Genomic DNA, 15,410 nt, shown 5'->3' with positions numbered 1-15,410 from the left:
GATCTCTCCGGGCCCCTTCCCTGTGTTCCGGGTCAGAACTCGTACTCCCAGATGCCGTACGCCGCCGACCTGGCCACGGTCTCGGCGCCCGCGGAGTCCAGGAGGACGACGCGGTAGTAGTACAGGGCCAGCCGGTCCTCGTGGACGGTCGTGTCCATGAAGGAGTGGGCGTCACCCGTCGCGCCCTCGCTCAGGGTGGCGTAGGCGCCCGTGGCCGGGTCCCAGCGCTCCACGCGGTAGCGCGTGAACCGGGCGCAGTCCCCGAGGCCGGAGCTCTCGAAGCAGCCGACGGACAGGTCCGGGTAGCTGTCCTCGACGATCTCGGTGCCGGTCCAGCCGGGCGGCCGGGTGTCGGGCAGGGTCACGGAGACGTCGGCCGTGTGGAAGAAGTCCGGCCCCTCGTCCCAGAGGGCGTCGACGGCGGCCACCCGATAGACGTGGGTCGCGCCGTCCGCGACGGTCGGGCAGAGGATCTCGGTCTCGGCAAGGGACTCCCCCCTCCAGCAGTTCCGCTTCCAGAGCGTTTCGCCGGACTCCGGGTCGGTGACGCCCTGCCACACGTAGTACGTGAAGACGTCGTCGTCGGCGTGCGGGGTCCAGCTCAGGCGTACGCCGAGCGGGACCTGCTCGGCGGTCAGGTTCTGCACCGGGTCCGGACGCTTGGTGTCCGGGGTGGTCGCGGTGGCCGCCGGACCGGGCTGTGAGGTGTGTCCGTACGGGTCGACGGTGACGACCCGGTACTCGTACGTCGTCTCGGAGGCTCCGGAGACGTCCTGGCAGGTGCCGCGCAGGACCTGGCGCCCGGCGTAGGAGGGAGCGTCGTCGCCCGCCCACCACCAGTCCACCGACGGATCCGCGCTGTCCCGCCCGCACGTGTCCACGACGACGGTCTCACCGGTCGCCGGGTCGGTCCGCTCGATCCGGTAGGTGAGCAGCGGGGCACTGTCGTGGGCCCACGGGTCGGCACTGGCCCAGGAGACGGACACGCCCTCGCCGGAGCGGGTCGCGGTGGTCTCGTACGGGGCGATCGCCTCCGGCCGGTCCGCCATGTCCAGGGTGGTCTCCACCGGAGCGGAGGCGTTGCCCTTGGTGTCCTGGGCGCGCACCGCGTACCGGTAGGAGTCGGCGACGGCGGCCAGTTGGCGCGGTACGACGTCGGTCCGGGTGGTGGTGCCGGCCGCTCCGGGCAGCGCGTCGAGCCAGCCGCCGGTCTTCGGGTCGTACTGGAGGACCTCGTACCGCGCGGCTCCGTCGACGGCCGACCACACCAGGTGCGGCACGCCCGAGCGGTACGCGACGCGGGCGTCGGCGGCGGTCGCCGGCGGCGTCATGTCGAAGGTGGTGAACGGGGTGGCCGCCGAGTACACGGACCAGTTCCCGGCGGCGTCCCGGGCCCGGCCGCGGTAGGTGACCTTGCTGCCGTCGGCGGGCTGCCCCGTGTCGCAGACCGCGCCCTTGGCGCCGGTGTACACGGTGGCCCAGGCGTTCGTGGCCGGGTCGAGCCGCTGGAGCTCGTACCAGGCGATGTCGGCCCGGTTCTCTGCGGTGGTGACGAGCTCCGGAGCCGCGAAGGGCTGGTCGTCCGGGCACGCGTCCATCTCCAGGAACGGCGCCGCGGGCGGAGTCGTGTCCACGGTGGTGACGGGCTGGTCGGCGGTGCCGCCCGAGGTGTTGCCGGCCCTGTCGCGGGCGCGGACCTCGTAGTAGTACGTGGCGCCGGTGGGCGGCGGGGTGTCCGTGTACGAGGTCGAGGTGGTCGTCGTGAGCGGCTTGGTGCCGAACGACGTGCCCTTGAGCCGCCGGTAGACCTGGTACCCGGCGAGGTCCATCTCCTGGTTCCGCGCCCAGGTGACCTTGGCCTTGCGGGTGCTCTTGTCGTACGTGACGGACGTGCCGGCCGGGGTGAGGGGCTTGACCTTGTCGACGTCGGCCGAAGTGCGGGGCGTGTACGTGACCTTGACCTTGGCGGCGCCGGTCCAGTTGGCGTAGTCGATGCGCAGGGTGTGCCTGCCGGACGGGACGGTGACGTTGGCGGTCTTCGCCACCGTGGTGGAGACGTTCTTCCAGAGGTCGATCTTGCGGACGCCGTCGAGATGGACGCGGATGCCGTCGAGGCCGGTGGCGCTCAGCGCGAAGGGGCCGCCGGAGCCGAAGTCGCGGGTCACGGTCCAGCGAACGCCGAAGTTGTCCTTCGGCAGGCCGGTGACGGGGGCGCCGCTCCAGGACTGGTCGATCGCGCTGTCGCAGTCGGTCTTCTTCGGGGTGCCGGACAGACTCGTGTTCGCGTAGAACTGCCGCGTGAACACGGGGGAGGCGCAGGTGGTCGCCGCGGAGGCGGGAGTCGCGGTGATGGTGAAGAGGGCGCCTGCGGTGGCGAGAACGACGGCGCCGGCAGTCGTCCGTCTGGCTGACTTCATTCGGTCCTCTGGTCGAGTAAGGAACAGCAGTTGTGCGGCTGCTGTGATCATGACTCGCGAGGTGTGAAGTTGGTTGTACTAGTGTTCGCGCCAAGCCTTCACACCATCGGCGGAGAGTGGCGTTGCGCACTCGTTAAGTGATTCCGCTTGACGTCGGTGGGCGGCCCCGCGTTGGCTTTTCAGTCACATGGGCCGCAATGCCGCGCCCGCGTCCGGAAAGCACCAGAAGTGAGCAGCCCCATGCGTCGTATCGCCATAGCCGTGGCCGCGTCCACGATGACCTTCTCGCTGGCCGCCTGCGGCGCGCTCGGCGCCGCGAGCGGGAGCGAGGCGAGTCCGACCAAGGGCAACGACATCACCGTGGGTGTGCTGATGCCGGAGAAGACGAACACCCGCTACGAGGAGTTCGACTACCCGATCATCCAGAAGAAGGTCGCCGCGCTCACGAACAAGCAGGGCAAGACCGTCTACGCCAACGGCGAGGCCAACGCCAAGAAGCAGGCCACGCAGATGCAGCAGATGATCGACCAGAAGGTCGACGTCATCCTGCTGGACGCCGTGGACTCGCACGCCATCGCCGGCATGGTGGAGAAGGCCAGGGACGCGGGCATCCCGGTCATCGCCTACGACCGGCTCGCCGAGGGCCCGATCGACGGGTACGTCTCCTTCGACAACGAGCTCGTCGGCGAGGTGCAGGGCCGCTCCCTCCTGGAGTCGCTCGGCTCGGGCATCGACACCTCCGACAAGATCGTGATGATCAACGGTTCGCCGTCCGACCCGAACGCCGGGCAGTTCAAGGCGGGCGCGATGTCCGAGCTCAACGGCAAGGTGACGATCGCCAAGAGCTACGACGTCGACGGCTGGAAGCCGGAGACCGCGCAGAAGAACATGGCCGAGGCGATCAGCGCGGTCGGCAAGGGCAACATCAAGGCCGTGTACTCCGCCAACGACGCCATGGCCGGCGCCGCCATCCAGGCGATGGAGGACGCGGGCATGAGCAAGCTCCCGCCGATCACTGGCCAGGATGCGGAGCTGGCCGCGGTGCAGCGGATCGTCGCGGGCGAGCAGTACATGAGCGTCTACAAGCCGTACCCGGACGAGGCCGAGGCCGCCGCCGAGATGGCCGTGACGAAGATCCAGGGCAAGGGCATCCAGTTCGACGCCCTCGCCACGGACAGCGTCGACAGCCCCACCAACAAGGACATCCCGGCCCAGCTCGTCCAGGTCGTCGCGCTGACGAGGGACAACATCAAGAGCACGGTCGTCAAGGACGGCATCTACTCCGTCAAGGACATCTGCACCTCGCAGTACCAGAGCGCCTGCCAGGCGGCGGGCCTGAAGTAGCCGTGCGGAGGGGGCCGCAGGGGTTTCCCCGCGGCCCCCTCTTCGCCGTTCACGCCACCCGCGTGAACTCCACGGTCACCTCCGGCGGCCCTCCCGCCACACCCCGGTAGATCCCCTTGTGCGGGGTCACGTCGTCGTAGTCCCGGCCCCGGCCCACCACCACGTGGGACTCGTCGGCCCGGACCCTGTTGGTGGGGTCGTAGCCGCACCACTCGCCCGCCCAGTACTCCACCCAGGCGTGGCTCTGTCCCGCCACCGGCCGGTGCAGCTCCGCGTCCCGCTCGGGATGCAGATAGCCGGAGACGTACCGCGTCGGCAGGCCCAGGCCCCTCAGCAGCGCGAGGGTGACATGGGCGATGTCCTGGCAGACACCGGCGCCCTGCTCCCAGGCCTCGGCGGCGGAGGTGTTCACGCCCGTGGTGCCGGGCAGGTAGGAGACCCGGTCGGCGACGAGGGCGGACACGGCGACCGCCGTCGCGTGGACGTCGAGGCCGGCCGAGACCTCCTGTGCCGTCTCGACCAGTGCGGCGGGAACGGTCGTCCGCACGGTGGAGTCGAGGAACTCCAACAGGCGTGAGTCCGCGGTCCGCCGGCCGAGCTCGGCCCAGGTGGGCGGGTCGGGGAGCGGGCCCGCCGGGTGGGTCTCGACCAGGCTGGAGGCCGTGATGCTGAGATGGCCGTGCGGGTCCATCAGGTCGAAGCCGGTGACCTGGGTGCCCCAGTAGTCCCAGTACGACCAGGTGGGCGTGGCCGGGTTGACGGTGACCCGGGAGTCCAGGGTGGTCTGGGCGGGCAGGGTCAACGGGGTCATGCGGACCTCGTTGTGGGACGAGGCCACGGGCTGGGCGTACGAGACCGTCGTGACGTGCTTGATCCGGAGGCGGCTGGTCATGCTCACGCTCCTTCCTGGGCCCACTCGACGGGCCCCTGGTACGGGAAGAACCGCTCCGCCACCGCCTCCGCGGAGGCCATGCACGCGGTCTGCAAGTCCCTGAGCAGCAGCGGGAGTTGCTCCTCCAGGGCGTGCAGGTCGAGATACTCGAGACGGGTGCGCATCCGGCCGATGGGGCGGCGCGCGGGATCCTGGCGCGGCCGGCCGAGCGCGGTCAGGCACTCCTCGGCCGTCGTCAGGGCGTGCAGCGCGGAGCGCGGGAAGTCGCGGTCGAGGAGCAGGAACTCGGCCACGCGCGGGGTGTCGCCGAAACCGCCGTACACGCGCGCGTACGCCTCGTCGGCGCCCGAAGCGCTCAGCAGGGTCGGCCAGTCGGGCGCGTGGGCCGCGTCCAGCACCCGGACCGACAGCAGCCGCACGGTCATGTCCACCCGCTCCAGACTCCGGCCAAGCACCACGAAGCGCCAGCTGTCGTCACGGCTCATGGTGGAGTCGGCGAGCCCGAAGAAGAGGGCCGCGCGCCGTCGTACGAGTTCCAGATAGGCGTAGGGGCCCGTACGGCGGGCCGCGAGCCGCTGGTCGGCCAGGGCGTGCCAGGTGGAGTTCAGGCACTCCCACATCTCCGAGGAGACGGCCTCACGGGCGCTGCGGGCGTTGAGCCGGGCCGCGCCGAGCGCTCCCTCGATGGAGCAGGTCGAGCGGGCGTCGAAGGCGAGCTGGTCGAGGACCTGCTGCATGTCGACCCGGGCGCCGCCCGCGTCGACGCCGAGGATCGCGTACAGCGACCGGCAGGCCACGTCCTCGTCGCGCCACGGGTCCTCCAGCAGGCGGTGGAGGTAGGCGTCGAGGATCCGGCCGGTGTTGTCCGCGCGTTCGACGTAGCGGCCGGTCCAGGTCAGTGCCTCGGCTATCCGGGAGAGGATCACGTCGTTCACTGCTGCTGCGCCCCTTCCTGTACGACGGTGGGGGTGCCGTCGGGACCGTGCTGACGTGGGGCGATGTCCAGACGGGCGGAGCTGTCCGCGGGCGTGGGCGGCTCCGCGGGGCCCTCGGCGAGCACCCAGGTGTCCTTGGAGCCGCCGCCCTGGCTGGAGTTGACGATCAGGTTGCCCTCCTGGAGGGCGACCCGGGTCAGGCCGCCGGGCAGGACCCAGATGTCGTTGCCGTCGTTGACGGCGAAGGGGCGCAGGTCGATGTGGCGGGGTGCCATGCGTTCGCCCGTGAGGGTGGGAGAGGTGGACAGGGCGACCGGACGCTGGGCGATGAAGCCGCGGGGGTTCTCGGCCACGGCTCTGCGGGTCTTCTCGAGCGTCGCGCGGTCGGCCTTGGGCCCGATGACGATGCCCTGGCCGCCGGCCCCGTCGACGGGTTTCACGACGAGCTGGTCCAGCTGGTCGAGGACGGCGTCGAGCTGGCCGGGTTCGTCGGGCCGGAACGACTCCACGTTGGGAAGAATCGGTTCTTCGGAGAGGTAGTAGCGGATCAGGTCCGGGACGTAGGTGTACAGCAGCTTGTCGTCCGCGATGCCGTTGCCGACCGCGTTGGCGAGGGTGACATGACCCGCCATGGCCGCGCCGAGGATGCCCGGGCAGCCGATCACCGAGTCGGGGCGGAAGTGGAGCGGGTCGAGGAAGTCGTCGTCCAGGCGCCGGTATACGACATGGACGGGCACCTCTCCGCGGGTCGTGCGCATCCACACCCGGTTGCCCCGGCACACCAGGTCGTGCCCCTCGACCAGCTGTACGCCCATCAGCCGTGCGAGCAGGGCGTGTTCGAAGTAGGCGGCGTTGCTGGGGCCGGGGGTGAGGACCACGACCCGGGGGTCCTGGGCGCCGTCGGGCGCCGCGGCGCGCAGGGCGGCGAGCAGCTTCTGCGCGTAACCGTCGACGGGGAGCACATGCTGCTCGGCGAAGAGGGAGGGGAAGACCCGGGTCATGGCGCGCCGGTTCTCGATCACGTACGACACGCCGCTGGGCACCCGGACGTTGTCCTCCAGGACCCGGAAGTCGCCCTGTTCGTCGCGTACCAGGTCGATGCCGGCGACATGGATGCGCACGCCGCCCACGGGTTCGAGCCCGTGCGCGGCCCGGTGGAAGTGCGGGGAGTTCAGCAGCAGCCGCCAGGGCACGACCCCGTCCTCGAAGGCACGGGCCGGTCCGTAGGCGTCGGCGAGGTAGGCCTCCAGGGCCCTGACTCTCTGGCCCACCCCGCGTTGTATGAGATCCCATTCGAGGGCGTCCAGGATCCTGGGCACCAGGTCCAGGGGCCAGGGCCGTTCCTCGCCCGCGAAGGCGTAGGTCACGCCCCGGTCGGTGAAGGCGCGGGCCATCTGGTCGGCCCGGAACCGCAGTTCGCTCGGCTCGATCGGTTGAAGCGCCGCCAGCACCGGCTCGTAGGCGGTCCTGACCTCGCCCGGCCGCTCGAACATCTCGTCCCACGCGTCGGCCAACGCGTACGCGTCAAATATGTCCGCCATGGCCCGACGTTAAGTGCGACACGTAACGGGGTGATCACTTACGGGTTTCCGCGAGTTGACGCTCCGCGATGCACCCGTGAGGGTGGCCGTGGCACCGTCAGCTTGTTGCAGACGGGCGGACGGAGGGCCGTAGATAATGGCGCATACCTGCCGATTTCCCCGCCCCTGGCGCGAGGAGCCGTGTTGCGGAGCCGGTCCGGGCCGCGCATAGTTGCGGAGCCGAGGGGGCTTCGACGCTCCGATGGGGAACAGGACAAGAGGGCGGTAGACGCTGGAACCGGGGGTGGGATGGGCAATGGCCGGGCTCGGGGCGGACGACCATCCACACGGTGCTGACCGGCTGTGCGAGGCCGGGGACCGGGTGTACTCCCGGGCCGTACGGCGCGGCCGCGTGCCGCGCGCCGACGCCGAACCGGTGCCCTGTCTGCTGGAACTGGCCCTGCTGCACCCGGACCCCGACGACATGGACTGGCTGGTGCCCACGGCACCGCAGGAGGTCATGACCCGGCTGCTGCGCGGCGTCCACGACGAGGTCAGCGAGAGCCAGCGCCGGGTGGGGGCGGCGGTCGCGGCGGTGGAGCGGTACGCGGGACTCGGGCCCAGTGTCGTGCCCGGCGCCGGTGAGGGGACCGCGATCCGGGTCCTCGACGGCCTCTCCCGGATCCAGGCCGCGATGGACGAGGCGACCGAGGCGTGCACGACGGAGGTCCTCACGGTCCAGCCCGGCGGCATCCGCCCCGAGCACGAGCTGACCGAGGGCCTGCACCGGGCGCTGGCGCTGCGCGGCCGGGGCGTACGGATGCGGGACCTGTACACCCATGTCGCCCGGCACGGCCAAGGGCTGCTGAACTACCTGGAGTTGATGGGCGGCACGGTCCAGGCGCGGACGCTGGACGAGGTCATCGACCGGCTGATCCTCTTCGACCGCACGGTGGCCTTCATCCCCGCCAACGCCGACCGCACCCTCGCCCTGGAACTGCGGCACCCGGCGCTGGTGGAGTACCTGGTGACGGTCTTCGAGCGGCTGTGGCGCCTGGCGATCCCCCTGACCGCCCCCTTGCCCGACACCGGCATCGAGGGCATCTCCCACCGCGAGCAGTCCATCGCCGCCCTGCTGGCCGAGGGCCACCAGGACGCGGTGATCGCGGAACGGCTGGGGATCAGCGTACGCACCTGCCGGGCCCATATCGCGCGGCTGTCGGAGACGCTCGGGGCGGCCAGTCGTACGCAACTGGGCGTGCGGATAGCGCAGGTGGGCCTGGACGGTCCGACGGCCGTCCCCTCGATCACGCTCCCCGGTCAAGAATCCCGGACCGTCCGATGAGGTAGCCGAGCTGGGCGCGGCTCTCGCTGCCGAGGGTGGCGGCGAGTTTGGCGATGTGGACGCGGGCGGTGCGGATGTTCATGCCGAGCCGGTCGGCGATGACGGCGTCGGTGTGCCCCTCCACCAGCAGTCCGGCGATGGCCCGTTGGCGGGGCGTGATGCCGTTCAGGCTCGGCCGGTGGACGGTCTGCGGATACATGGGCGTGGCCTGCCACCACAGCCGGTAGAAGGTGGTGGCCAGGAACGCGACCAGGGCCGGGTGCCGCACCTCCAGCGCGACCGTGCCGTCCTCGCCGGCGGGGATGAACGCCACGTCCCGGTCGGCGACGATGAGCCGGTCGGTCACCTCGTCCAGGGAGCGGGCCTCGGCGTCGCCGCGCAGCTGTTCGTAACGGGCGAGGACCAGCGGCATGTGGCGCTGGGTGTGCTGGTACAGGGTGCGGATACGGGCCCCGCGATCCAGCAACGCCTGGTCCCGGTCCATCGCCACGACCTGGGCGGCGGCGCCCCGGCTGTCGTTGTAGTGGACGTTGGGCTGCACACACAGGAGTTCGCGGACGGTGCCGGCCATGGCCTCGGTGATGGCCTCGTTGATGGGGCCGGTACCGCTGATGACTCTGATCGCCGGGTTCTCCGCGGCCGCCGCGCCGCGCTCGTCGATCCGCAGGAGCGGCGCGAACGCCTCGGCGAGCCGCTCCTCGCGCCGGCGTTCGTGCGCCACGCGGTCCGTGGTGGCGCGGAGCATGCGGTGCAGGGCGAGAGCGGGCGGTACGGCCTCCAGCCGGGCGGCGTTCCGGACGTGGGGCCGCAGCAGCCCGGTGTCGAGGAGACAGGGCACGGGCGAGGCGTCCTGGCTGTCGATGCCGCCCTCGCGCAGGGCCCGCGCGTAGAGCTCGATGCCGTCCGGGCACGGGTCTTCCGGGCCGTGCTCCCGATGGACCGCCGCCGTGCTCACTCGCCCGTGTCCTCCTGGCCGAGAATCCCGGACTGCCCGATGAGGTAGCCGAGCTGGGCGCGGCTCTCGCTGCCGAGGGTGGCGGCGAGTTTGGCGATGTGGACGCGGGCGGTGCGGATGTTCATGCCGAGCCGGTCGGCGATGACGGCGTCGGTGTGGCCCTCGACGAGGAGGGCGGCGATGGCCCGTTGGCGCGGGGTGATGCCGTTGCGCGTGGGCTGCTGCACCGCCTCCGGGTACATCGGGGTGGCCAGCCGCCACAGCCGGTCGAAGGCGGTGACGAAGAAGGCGACCAGGGCGGGGTGGCGGATCTCCAGGGCGAGGGTGCGGTCCTTGTTGGCGGGGATGAAGGCCACGGTCCGGTCGACGATGATCAGACGCTCCGTCACCTCGTCCAGGCTGCGGGCCTCCACATCGCCGTTCAGACGCTCGTAGCGGGCCACGATGCTCGGCGCGTGCCGGAGTGTGTGCTGGTAGAGGGTGCGGATACGGCCGCCGCGGTCGAGCAGGGCCTGGTCGCGGTCGAAGGCCTCGGCATGCACGGGCGGGGGCTGCTGGGCGTGTCTGTCGCTGGTGTTCGGCTGGACGGCCAGCAGTTCGGAACCGGCGGCCACGGCCTGGCCGATGACCCGGCTGATCAGGTCGAGACCGCTGAGGACACTGATCGACGGGGAGTCGTCGGCGCCCGTACGGCCGCCGTCGATCCGCATCAGGGGTTCGAACGTCTCGGCCAGCCGGGCCTCGCGCCGCCGTTCGTCCGCGATGCGCTCCTCCGCGATCCGCAGCATGCGGTGCAGGGCGACGGCGGGGGCGACCGGTTCCAGCCGCTCCGGGTGCGTGACGGCGGGGTGCAGGAGCCCGAAGTCGAGCAGACAGGGCACTTCCTCGGCGTCCACGCCGAGCACGTACCCCTCGCGCAGGGCACGCGCGTACAGCTCCGTCCCTGCCGCGCACAGGTTTTCCACGCCGTGCTCGGGATGGGGCACCGTGATCACTCGGTCACTCCCCTCCTGCTGGAGGACACCGGTCGTGGGTGAGCCCCGGTCACGGGCGGCCGTCCCCCTCCGAGGCCGGCTTGCCCTGGTCGAGGAGGCCCGACTGTGCGATGAGGAAGCCGAGTTGAGCGCGGCTCCCGCTGCCCAGGACGGTCGCCAGCTTGGCGATGTGGGCGCGGCAGGTGCGTACGTTCATGCCCAGGCGGCGGGCGATCGCCTCGTCGACGTGCCCCTCGACGAGGAGCTTGGCGATGGAGTGCTGGATGTCCGTGATCCCGTCCGGCGCGGTCTCGTAGGGAGCTCCGGCACTGAGCGGGACCGCCCGGCTCCACATGAACTCGAAGACCTTGACCAGGTAGCCGACCAGGCCCGGGTGCCGCAGTTCCAGGGCGACCTGCCGGTCGTCCCGGACCGGGATGAAGGCCACCGTCTCGTCGCAGATGATGAGCCGCTCCACCAGCTCGTCGATGGTGCGGTACTCCACCTTGCCGTCGGCGAACTGCTCCATGTAGGCCAGCCGCTCGGGGCTGTACCGGGCGACGTGCTGGTAGAGGGTCCGGATCCGGACGCCCCGCTCGATGAGGGTCCGGTCGCGTTCCAGCCCTTCGATCAGCCGGTTCTCGGGACGCTGGCCCCGGCTCGGCTGGACCGTGAGCACCTCGGACTGACACTGGGACGTCGCCAGGTCGAGTGCCGTGTTGATCCGGTCGAGCCCCTCCAGGACCGTGATCGAGTGCGCCGGTGCCACCTGCTGGGCGCTCAGCGCCATGAACGGCTCGAAAGCGTCGGCCAATTCGATCGACATGCGTCTGCGCTCGGTGATCTCGTGCTCCAGCGGGTTGAGGCGCTGGGCGAGCGCGACCGACGGCGGAACCGGAAGCATCCAGTTCGCGTCGTCCGGGTCGGGGTGCAGAAGGGCGAACTCCAGCAGACAGGGAACCGACTCCACGTCCGCGCGGGAGACGCGTCCTGTCCGCAGAGCGTTGGCGTAAAGACGGCCACCTTCCTCACACAACTCGGTCACCGCATGGGGATGTGTCACCTTTGTCCCATTCGATACCAAATTTCCACCCCCCAGGGTCCTGAACATGCAGGAACATGATGCACCGTTCGTGTGGCCATGACGTGCCCGAATGAGCCATCGTCTTACTCGACGGGGGAAAAGGGGACCTTCAAGTGAGGACGAAGCCGACTATGCGTAACAGAATGCTTCGCTCGGTGCTTGTCGCCGCCTTCTCCACCGTTGTGGCGCTCGGCGCGTTCGCCGGCCTCTCCGGTGCGAAGAGCGACGTTCATGGAGTGGGTGCCACCGAGACCGCGCAAACCGTGGTCGCCGGTGACGAGGCGCAGGCATTCCCGGCGGACACGGTCTGGGACTGACATGACTACTCCACCCGACGACCGCTCCTTCCGCAGAGAAATGGCCACCGCCTACCGCTCCGGCTGGCACTTCATCGACCTCGTCACCGCGATCCCCCACTCCGGTGACTCGTTGATGGTGACCGTCTTCGGTGAACCGGTGGTGGTCACGCGCGACGAGGACGAGGACGTACGGGCGTACCGGTGTCTGCGGCGGCCTCGGGGGGCGCCGCAGCCCGTTCGGTGTGCCGTCCGGTACGGAATGATCTTTGTGAACCTGGACCAACGAGACCATCGGCTGGTGGAACCGGAAACCCCCACCCCGCGGACCATCTCAGCCACCCCCCGCAGTGCCTGACGCGATTCCCCCGTCGTAACAGATCGCTCAGGTGCTTCCCCCCGCAGCGGCGTCACCGTGACCTGAACACGGTGACGCCGCTGCAGTTTTGGGCGACATTTCGGGGTATCGGCCGATCGGGCCGTGGCTCAGAAATGCCCCATCGCTCCCGTGAGCGAGATCTCGATGACCACCCGCAGCGGGTTCGGTGCCGGCGTCCGCTCATAGCGCTCGGCGTACCGGCGCACCGCCTCCGCCACCCGCTCCGGCTCGGTGCGCACGCGCGCCCGCCCTTCCAGCGTCGCCCACCGCCGCCCCGCCACCTGGCACACCGCCACCGCGGCCCCGTCCTCCCCGGCCGCCAGCACGTGCCGTGCCTTCGCGCTGGTCCGGCTCGTGATCACCCGGGCGAGACCGGCCTCCGGGTCGTAGGTCACCCCGACGGGCACCACGTGCGGGCTCCCGTCCGGGCGGGGTGTCGTCAGCGTGCACAGATGCCGTTCGCGCCAGAAGCTGAGGAACGACGGGTCCGGGGCACCCGGATCCTGGGCGTAGGAGGTCATGCCGGGAAGCTAGTCCCTCATTCCTCCCGCGGACTGCCTTGAGTGGAATAGACTCAACTTTATGTACGCTGAATGAGTCAGCACAGGAGTCGGTACAGGAGCTGACACCGAAGGAGGAGTACGGACACGTGGATGCCGAGCTGACCAACCGGAGCCGGGACGCGATCAACGCGGCCGGCAACCGGGCCGTGACCGAGGGACATCCGGACCTCACCCCCGCCCACCTGCTCCTCGCGCTGCTCCAGGGGCAGGACAACGAGAACATCGTCGATCTGCTCGCCGCCGTCGACGCCGACCAGGCCGCCGTGCGGGCCGGGGCCGAGAAGGCGCTCGGCTCGCTGCCCAGCGTGGCCGGGTCCACCGTCGCGCCGCCGCAGCCCAACCGCGACCTGCTCGCCGTCATCGCCGACGCGCAGTCCCGCGCCAAGGACCTCGGCGACGAGTACCTCTCCACCGAGCACCTGCTCGTCGGCATCGCCGCCAAGGGCGGCCCGGCCGCCGAGGTGCTGACCGGGCAGGGCGCCACCCCGAAGAAGCTGATCGACGCCTTCCAGAAGGCCAGAGGAGGGCGCAGGGTGACCACCGCCGACCCCGAGGGGCAGTACAAGGCCCTGGAGAAGTTCGGGACCGACTTCACCGCCGCCGCACGCGACGGCAAGCTCGACCCCGTCATCGGCCGCGACCAGGAGATCCGCCGGGTCGTGCAGGTGCTGAGCCGCCGTACGAAGAACAACCCCGTCCTCATCGGCGAGCCCGGCGTCGGCAAGACCGCCGTCGTCGAGGGGCTCGCCCAGCGGATCGTCAAGGGGGACGTGCCCGAGTCGCTCAAGGACAAGCGGCTCGTGTCGCTCGACCTGAGTGCCATGGTGGCCGGCGCCAAGTACCGCGGTGAGTTCGAGGAGCGGCTGAAGACCGTCCTCGCCGAGATCAGGGACTCCGACGGGCAGATCATCACCTTCATCGACGAGCTGCACACGGTCGTGGGCGCGGGCGCCGGCGGGGACTCCTCCATGGACGCCGGCAACATGCTCAAGCCCATGCTGGCCCGCGGTGAGCTGCGGATGGTGGGGGCGACGACCCTCGACGAGTACCGGGAGCGGATCGAGAAGGACCCCGCCCTGGAGCGGCGCTTCCAGCAGGTGCTGGTCGCCGAGCCGACGGTCGAGGACACCATCGCCATCCTGCGCGGGCTCAAGGGGCGCTACGAGGCCCACCACAAGGTCCAGATCGCCGACAGCGCGCTGGTGGCCGCGGCGGCCCTCTCCGACCGGTACATCACCTCCCGCTTCCTGCCCGACAAGGCCATCGACCTCGTCGACGAGGCGGCCTCACGCCTCCGTATGGAGATCGACTCCTCGCCCCTGGAGATCGACGAACTCCAGCGCGGAGTCGACCGGTTGAAGATGGAGGAGCTCGCCCTGGTCAAGGAGACCGACCCGGCCTCCCGCGAGCGCCTGGAGCGGCTGCGCCGCGACCTCGCCGACAAGGAGGAGGAGCTGCGGGGCCTGACCGCCCGCTGGGAGAAGGAGAAGCAGTCCCTCAACCGGGTCGGTGAACTGAAGGAGAAGCTGGACGAGTTGCGCGGCCAGGCCGAACGCGCCCAGCGCGACGGCGACTTCGACACCGCCAGCAAGCTGCTCTACGGCGAGATCCCCACCCTGGAACGGGACTTGGAGGCCGCCTCCGAGGCCGAGGAGGAGGTCTCCAAGGACACCATGGTCAAGGAGGAGGTCGGCGCCGACGACATCGCCGACACCGTGGCCGCCTGGACCGGCATCCCGGCAGGGCGTCTCCTGGAGGGCGAGACCCAGAAACTCCTGCGCATGGAGGAGGAGCTGGGCAAGCGGCTCATCGGCCAGGGAGAGGCCGTGCGGGCCGTCTCCGACGCCGTACGGCGCACTCGGGCCGGCATCGCCGACCCCGACCGGCCCACCGGCTCCTTCCTCTTCCTGGGTCCCACCGGCGTCGGCAAGACCGAACTCGCCAAGGCGCTCGCCGACTTCCTCTTCGACGACGAGCGGGCGATGGTCCGCATCGACATGAGCGAGTACGGCGAGAAGCACACCGTCTCCCGGCTCGTCGGCGCGCCTCCCGGCTACGTCGGCTACGAGGAGGGCGGCCAGTTGACGGAAGCCGTCCGCAGGCGGCCGTACAGCGTGGTGCTGCTCGACGAGGTGGAGAAGGCGCACCCTGAGGTCTTCGACATCCTGCTCCAGGTGCTGGACGACGGCCGCCTGACGGACGGTCAGGGCCGCACGGTCGACTTCCGCAACGCGATCCTGGTGCTGACGTCCAACCTGGGCAGCCAGTTCCTGGTCGACCCGATCACCAGCGAGACGGAGAAGAAGGAACAGGTCCTGGAGGTCGTACGGGCCTCTTTCAAGCCGGAGTTCCTCAACCGGCTCGACGACCTGGTCGTCTTCTCGGCCCTCACCAAGGACGAGCTCGGCCGGATCGCGCGGCTCCAGATCGACCGGCTCGCGAAGCGGCTCGCCGAGCGCCGGCTCACCCTGGAGGTCACCGACGCGGCCCTGGACTGGCTCGCCGTCGAGGGCATGGACCCGGCCTACGGCGCCCGCCCGCTGCGCCGCCTCGTGCAGACCGCGATCGGCGACCGACTCGCCAAGGAGATCCTGTCCGGCGAGGTCAAGGACGGCGACACGGTCCGGGTGGACGCCTTCGGTGACGGGCTGATCGTGGGTCCGGCGACCGGCAAGACGCTCTGAGGGGTGCGGCGGGGGCCGTGAC

The 15,410-nt window shown here is 70.5% G+C and carries 13 protein-coding genes; 5 read left to right on the top strand and 8 right to left on the bottom strand.

Translation table 11 applies throughout. The annotated features are described in order from the left end of the window. Nucleotides 1–32: 32 nt before the first annotated feature. Entirely contained in the window at nt 33–2,417 is a 2,385-nt protein-coding gene (locus D1369_RS18950; protein ID WP_037900887.1) for a PA14 domain-containing protein, read from the bottom strand. 240 nt (nt 2,418–2,657) lie between these two features. Between D1369_RS18950 and D1369_RS18945 the strand changes: the two genes are divergently transcribed. Next, nucleotides 2,658–3,761, top strand: coding sequence for a substrate-binding domain-containing protein (locus D1369_RS18945; RefSeq protein ID WP_037900890.1), 1,104 nt, complete (start codon nt 2,658–2,660; stop codon nt 3,759–3,761). Between the two features lie 49 nt (nt 3,762–3,810). On the opposite strand, the gene D1369_RS18940 is transcribed toward D1369_RS18945, so the two are convergent. Genes D1369_RS18940 through D1369_RS18930 form a run of 3 tightly spaced genes read right to left on the bottom strand, consistent with a single transcriptional unit; the run spans nt 3,811 to nt 7,129 of the window. Beyond that, the gene (locus tag D1369_RS18940; RefSeq protein WP_007383541.1) at nt 3,811–4,653 is read right to left on the bottom strand and encodes a transglutaminase family protein; all 843 of its coding nucleotides are present in this window, start codon (nt 4,651–4,653) and stop codon (nt 3,811–3,813) included. Between the two features lie 2 nt (nt 4,654–4,655). Then, nucleotides 4,656–5,588 carry an alpha-E domain-containing protein gene (locus D1369_RS18935; protein ID WP_007383542.1) on the bottom strand — a complete coding sequence of 311 codons (933 nt, stop codon included), beginning with the start codon at nt 5,586–5,588 and terminating at the stop codon, nt 4,656–4,658. Continuing rightward, a complete protein-coding gene (locus D1369_RS18930; protein WP_007383543.1) occupies nt 5,585–7,129 on the bottom strand; it encodes a circularly permuted type 2 ATP-grasp protein in 1,545 nt (514 codons plus the stop codon). The genes D1369_RS18935 and D1369_RS18930 overlap by 4 nt, the downstream gene beginning before the upstream one ends. A 295-nt stretch (nt 7,130–7,424) precedes the next feature. On the opposite strand from D1369_RS18930, the gene D1369_RS18925 reads away from it, so the two are divergent. Beyond that, complete coding sequence (locus tag D1369_RS18925; protein ID WP_037900892.1) at nt 7,425–8,453, top strand: LuxR C-terminal-related transcriptional regulator; 1,029 nt, start codon at nt 7,425–7,427, stop codon at nt 8,451–8,453. On the opposite strand, the gene D1369_RS18920 is transcribed toward D1369_RS18925, so the two are convergent. From D1369_RS18920 to D1369_RS18910, 3 genes are read right to left on the bottom strand one after another with little or no spacing between them, the layout of a single operon-like run. Further along, nucleotides 8,416–9,408, bottom strand: a complete 993-nt coding sequence (locus D1369_RS18920) for a helix-turn-helix transcriptional regulator (RefSeq protein ID WP_118082530.1) — start codon at nt 9,406–9,408, stop codon at nt 8,416–8,418. The two genes, D1369_RS18925 and D1369_RS18920, sit on opposite strands and share 38 nt — an antisense overlap. Beyond that, the gene (locus tag D1369_RS18915; RefSeq protein WP_118082529.1) at nt 9,405–10,403 is read right to left on the bottom strand and encodes a helix-turn-helix transcriptional regulator; all 999 of its coding nucleotides are present in this window, start codon (nt 10,401–10,403) and stop codon (nt 9,405–9,407) included. Before D1369_RS18915 ends, D1369_RS18920 begins: the two co-directional genes overlap by 4 nt. Nucleotides 10,404–10,452: 49 nt before the next feature. Continuing rightward, a complete protein-coding gene (locus tag D1369_RS18910; RefSeq protein ID WP_237557651.1) occupies nt 10,453–11,493 on the bottom strand; it encodes a helix-turn-helix transcriptional regulator in 1,041 nt (346 codons plus the stop codon). Between the two features lie 128 nt (nt 11,494–11,621). Between D1369_RS18910 and D1369_RS42995 the strand changes: the two genes are divergently transcribed. Both D1369_RS42995 and D1369_RS18905 read left to right on the top strand, forming a co-directional pair. After that, nucleotides 11,622–11,783, top strand: coding sequence for a hypothetical protein (locus D1369_RS42995; RefSeq protein WP_162950985.1), 162 nt, complete (start codon nt 11,622–11,624; stop codon nt 11,781–11,783). 1 nt (nt 11,784) lies between these two features. Beyond that, nucleotides 11,785–12,120, top strand: a complete 336-nt coding sequence (locus D1369_RS18905; RefSeq protein ID WP_007383548.1) for a hypothetical protein — start codon at nt 11,785–11,787, stop codon at nt 12,118–12,120. A 128-nt stretch (nt 12,121–12,248) separates the two neighbouring features. On the opposite strand, the gene D1369_RS18900 is transcribed toward D1369_RS18905, so the two are convergent. Further along, complete coding sequence (locus D1369_RS18900) at nt 12,249–12,662, bottom strand: TIGR03618 family F420-dependent PPOX class oxidoreductase (protein ID WP_007383549.1); 414 nt, start codon at nt 12,660–12,662, stop codon at nt 12,249–12,251. 128 nt (nt 12,663–12,790) lie between these two features. On the opposite strand from D1369_RS18900, the gene clpB reads away from it, so the two are divergent. Beyond that, nucleotides 12,791–15,388: an ATP-dependent chaperone ClpB gene (gene clpB, locus D1369_RS18895; protein WP_007383550.1), complete on the top strand. Its 2,598-nt coding sequence runs from the start codon at nt 12,791–12,793 to the stop codon at nt 15,386–15,388. The last annotated feature ends 22 nt before the right edge of the window (nt 15,389–15,410 follow it).

The organism is Streptomyces sp. CC0208 (genome assembly GCF_003443735.1).
Taxonomy (GTDB): domain Bacteria; phylum Actinomycetota; class Actinomycetes; order Streptomycetales; family Streptomycetaceae; genus Streptomyces; species Streptomyces sviceus.
Note: the sequence above shows the minus strand (reverse complement) of the source record. Positions and strands in the feature narration are given on the sequence as shown.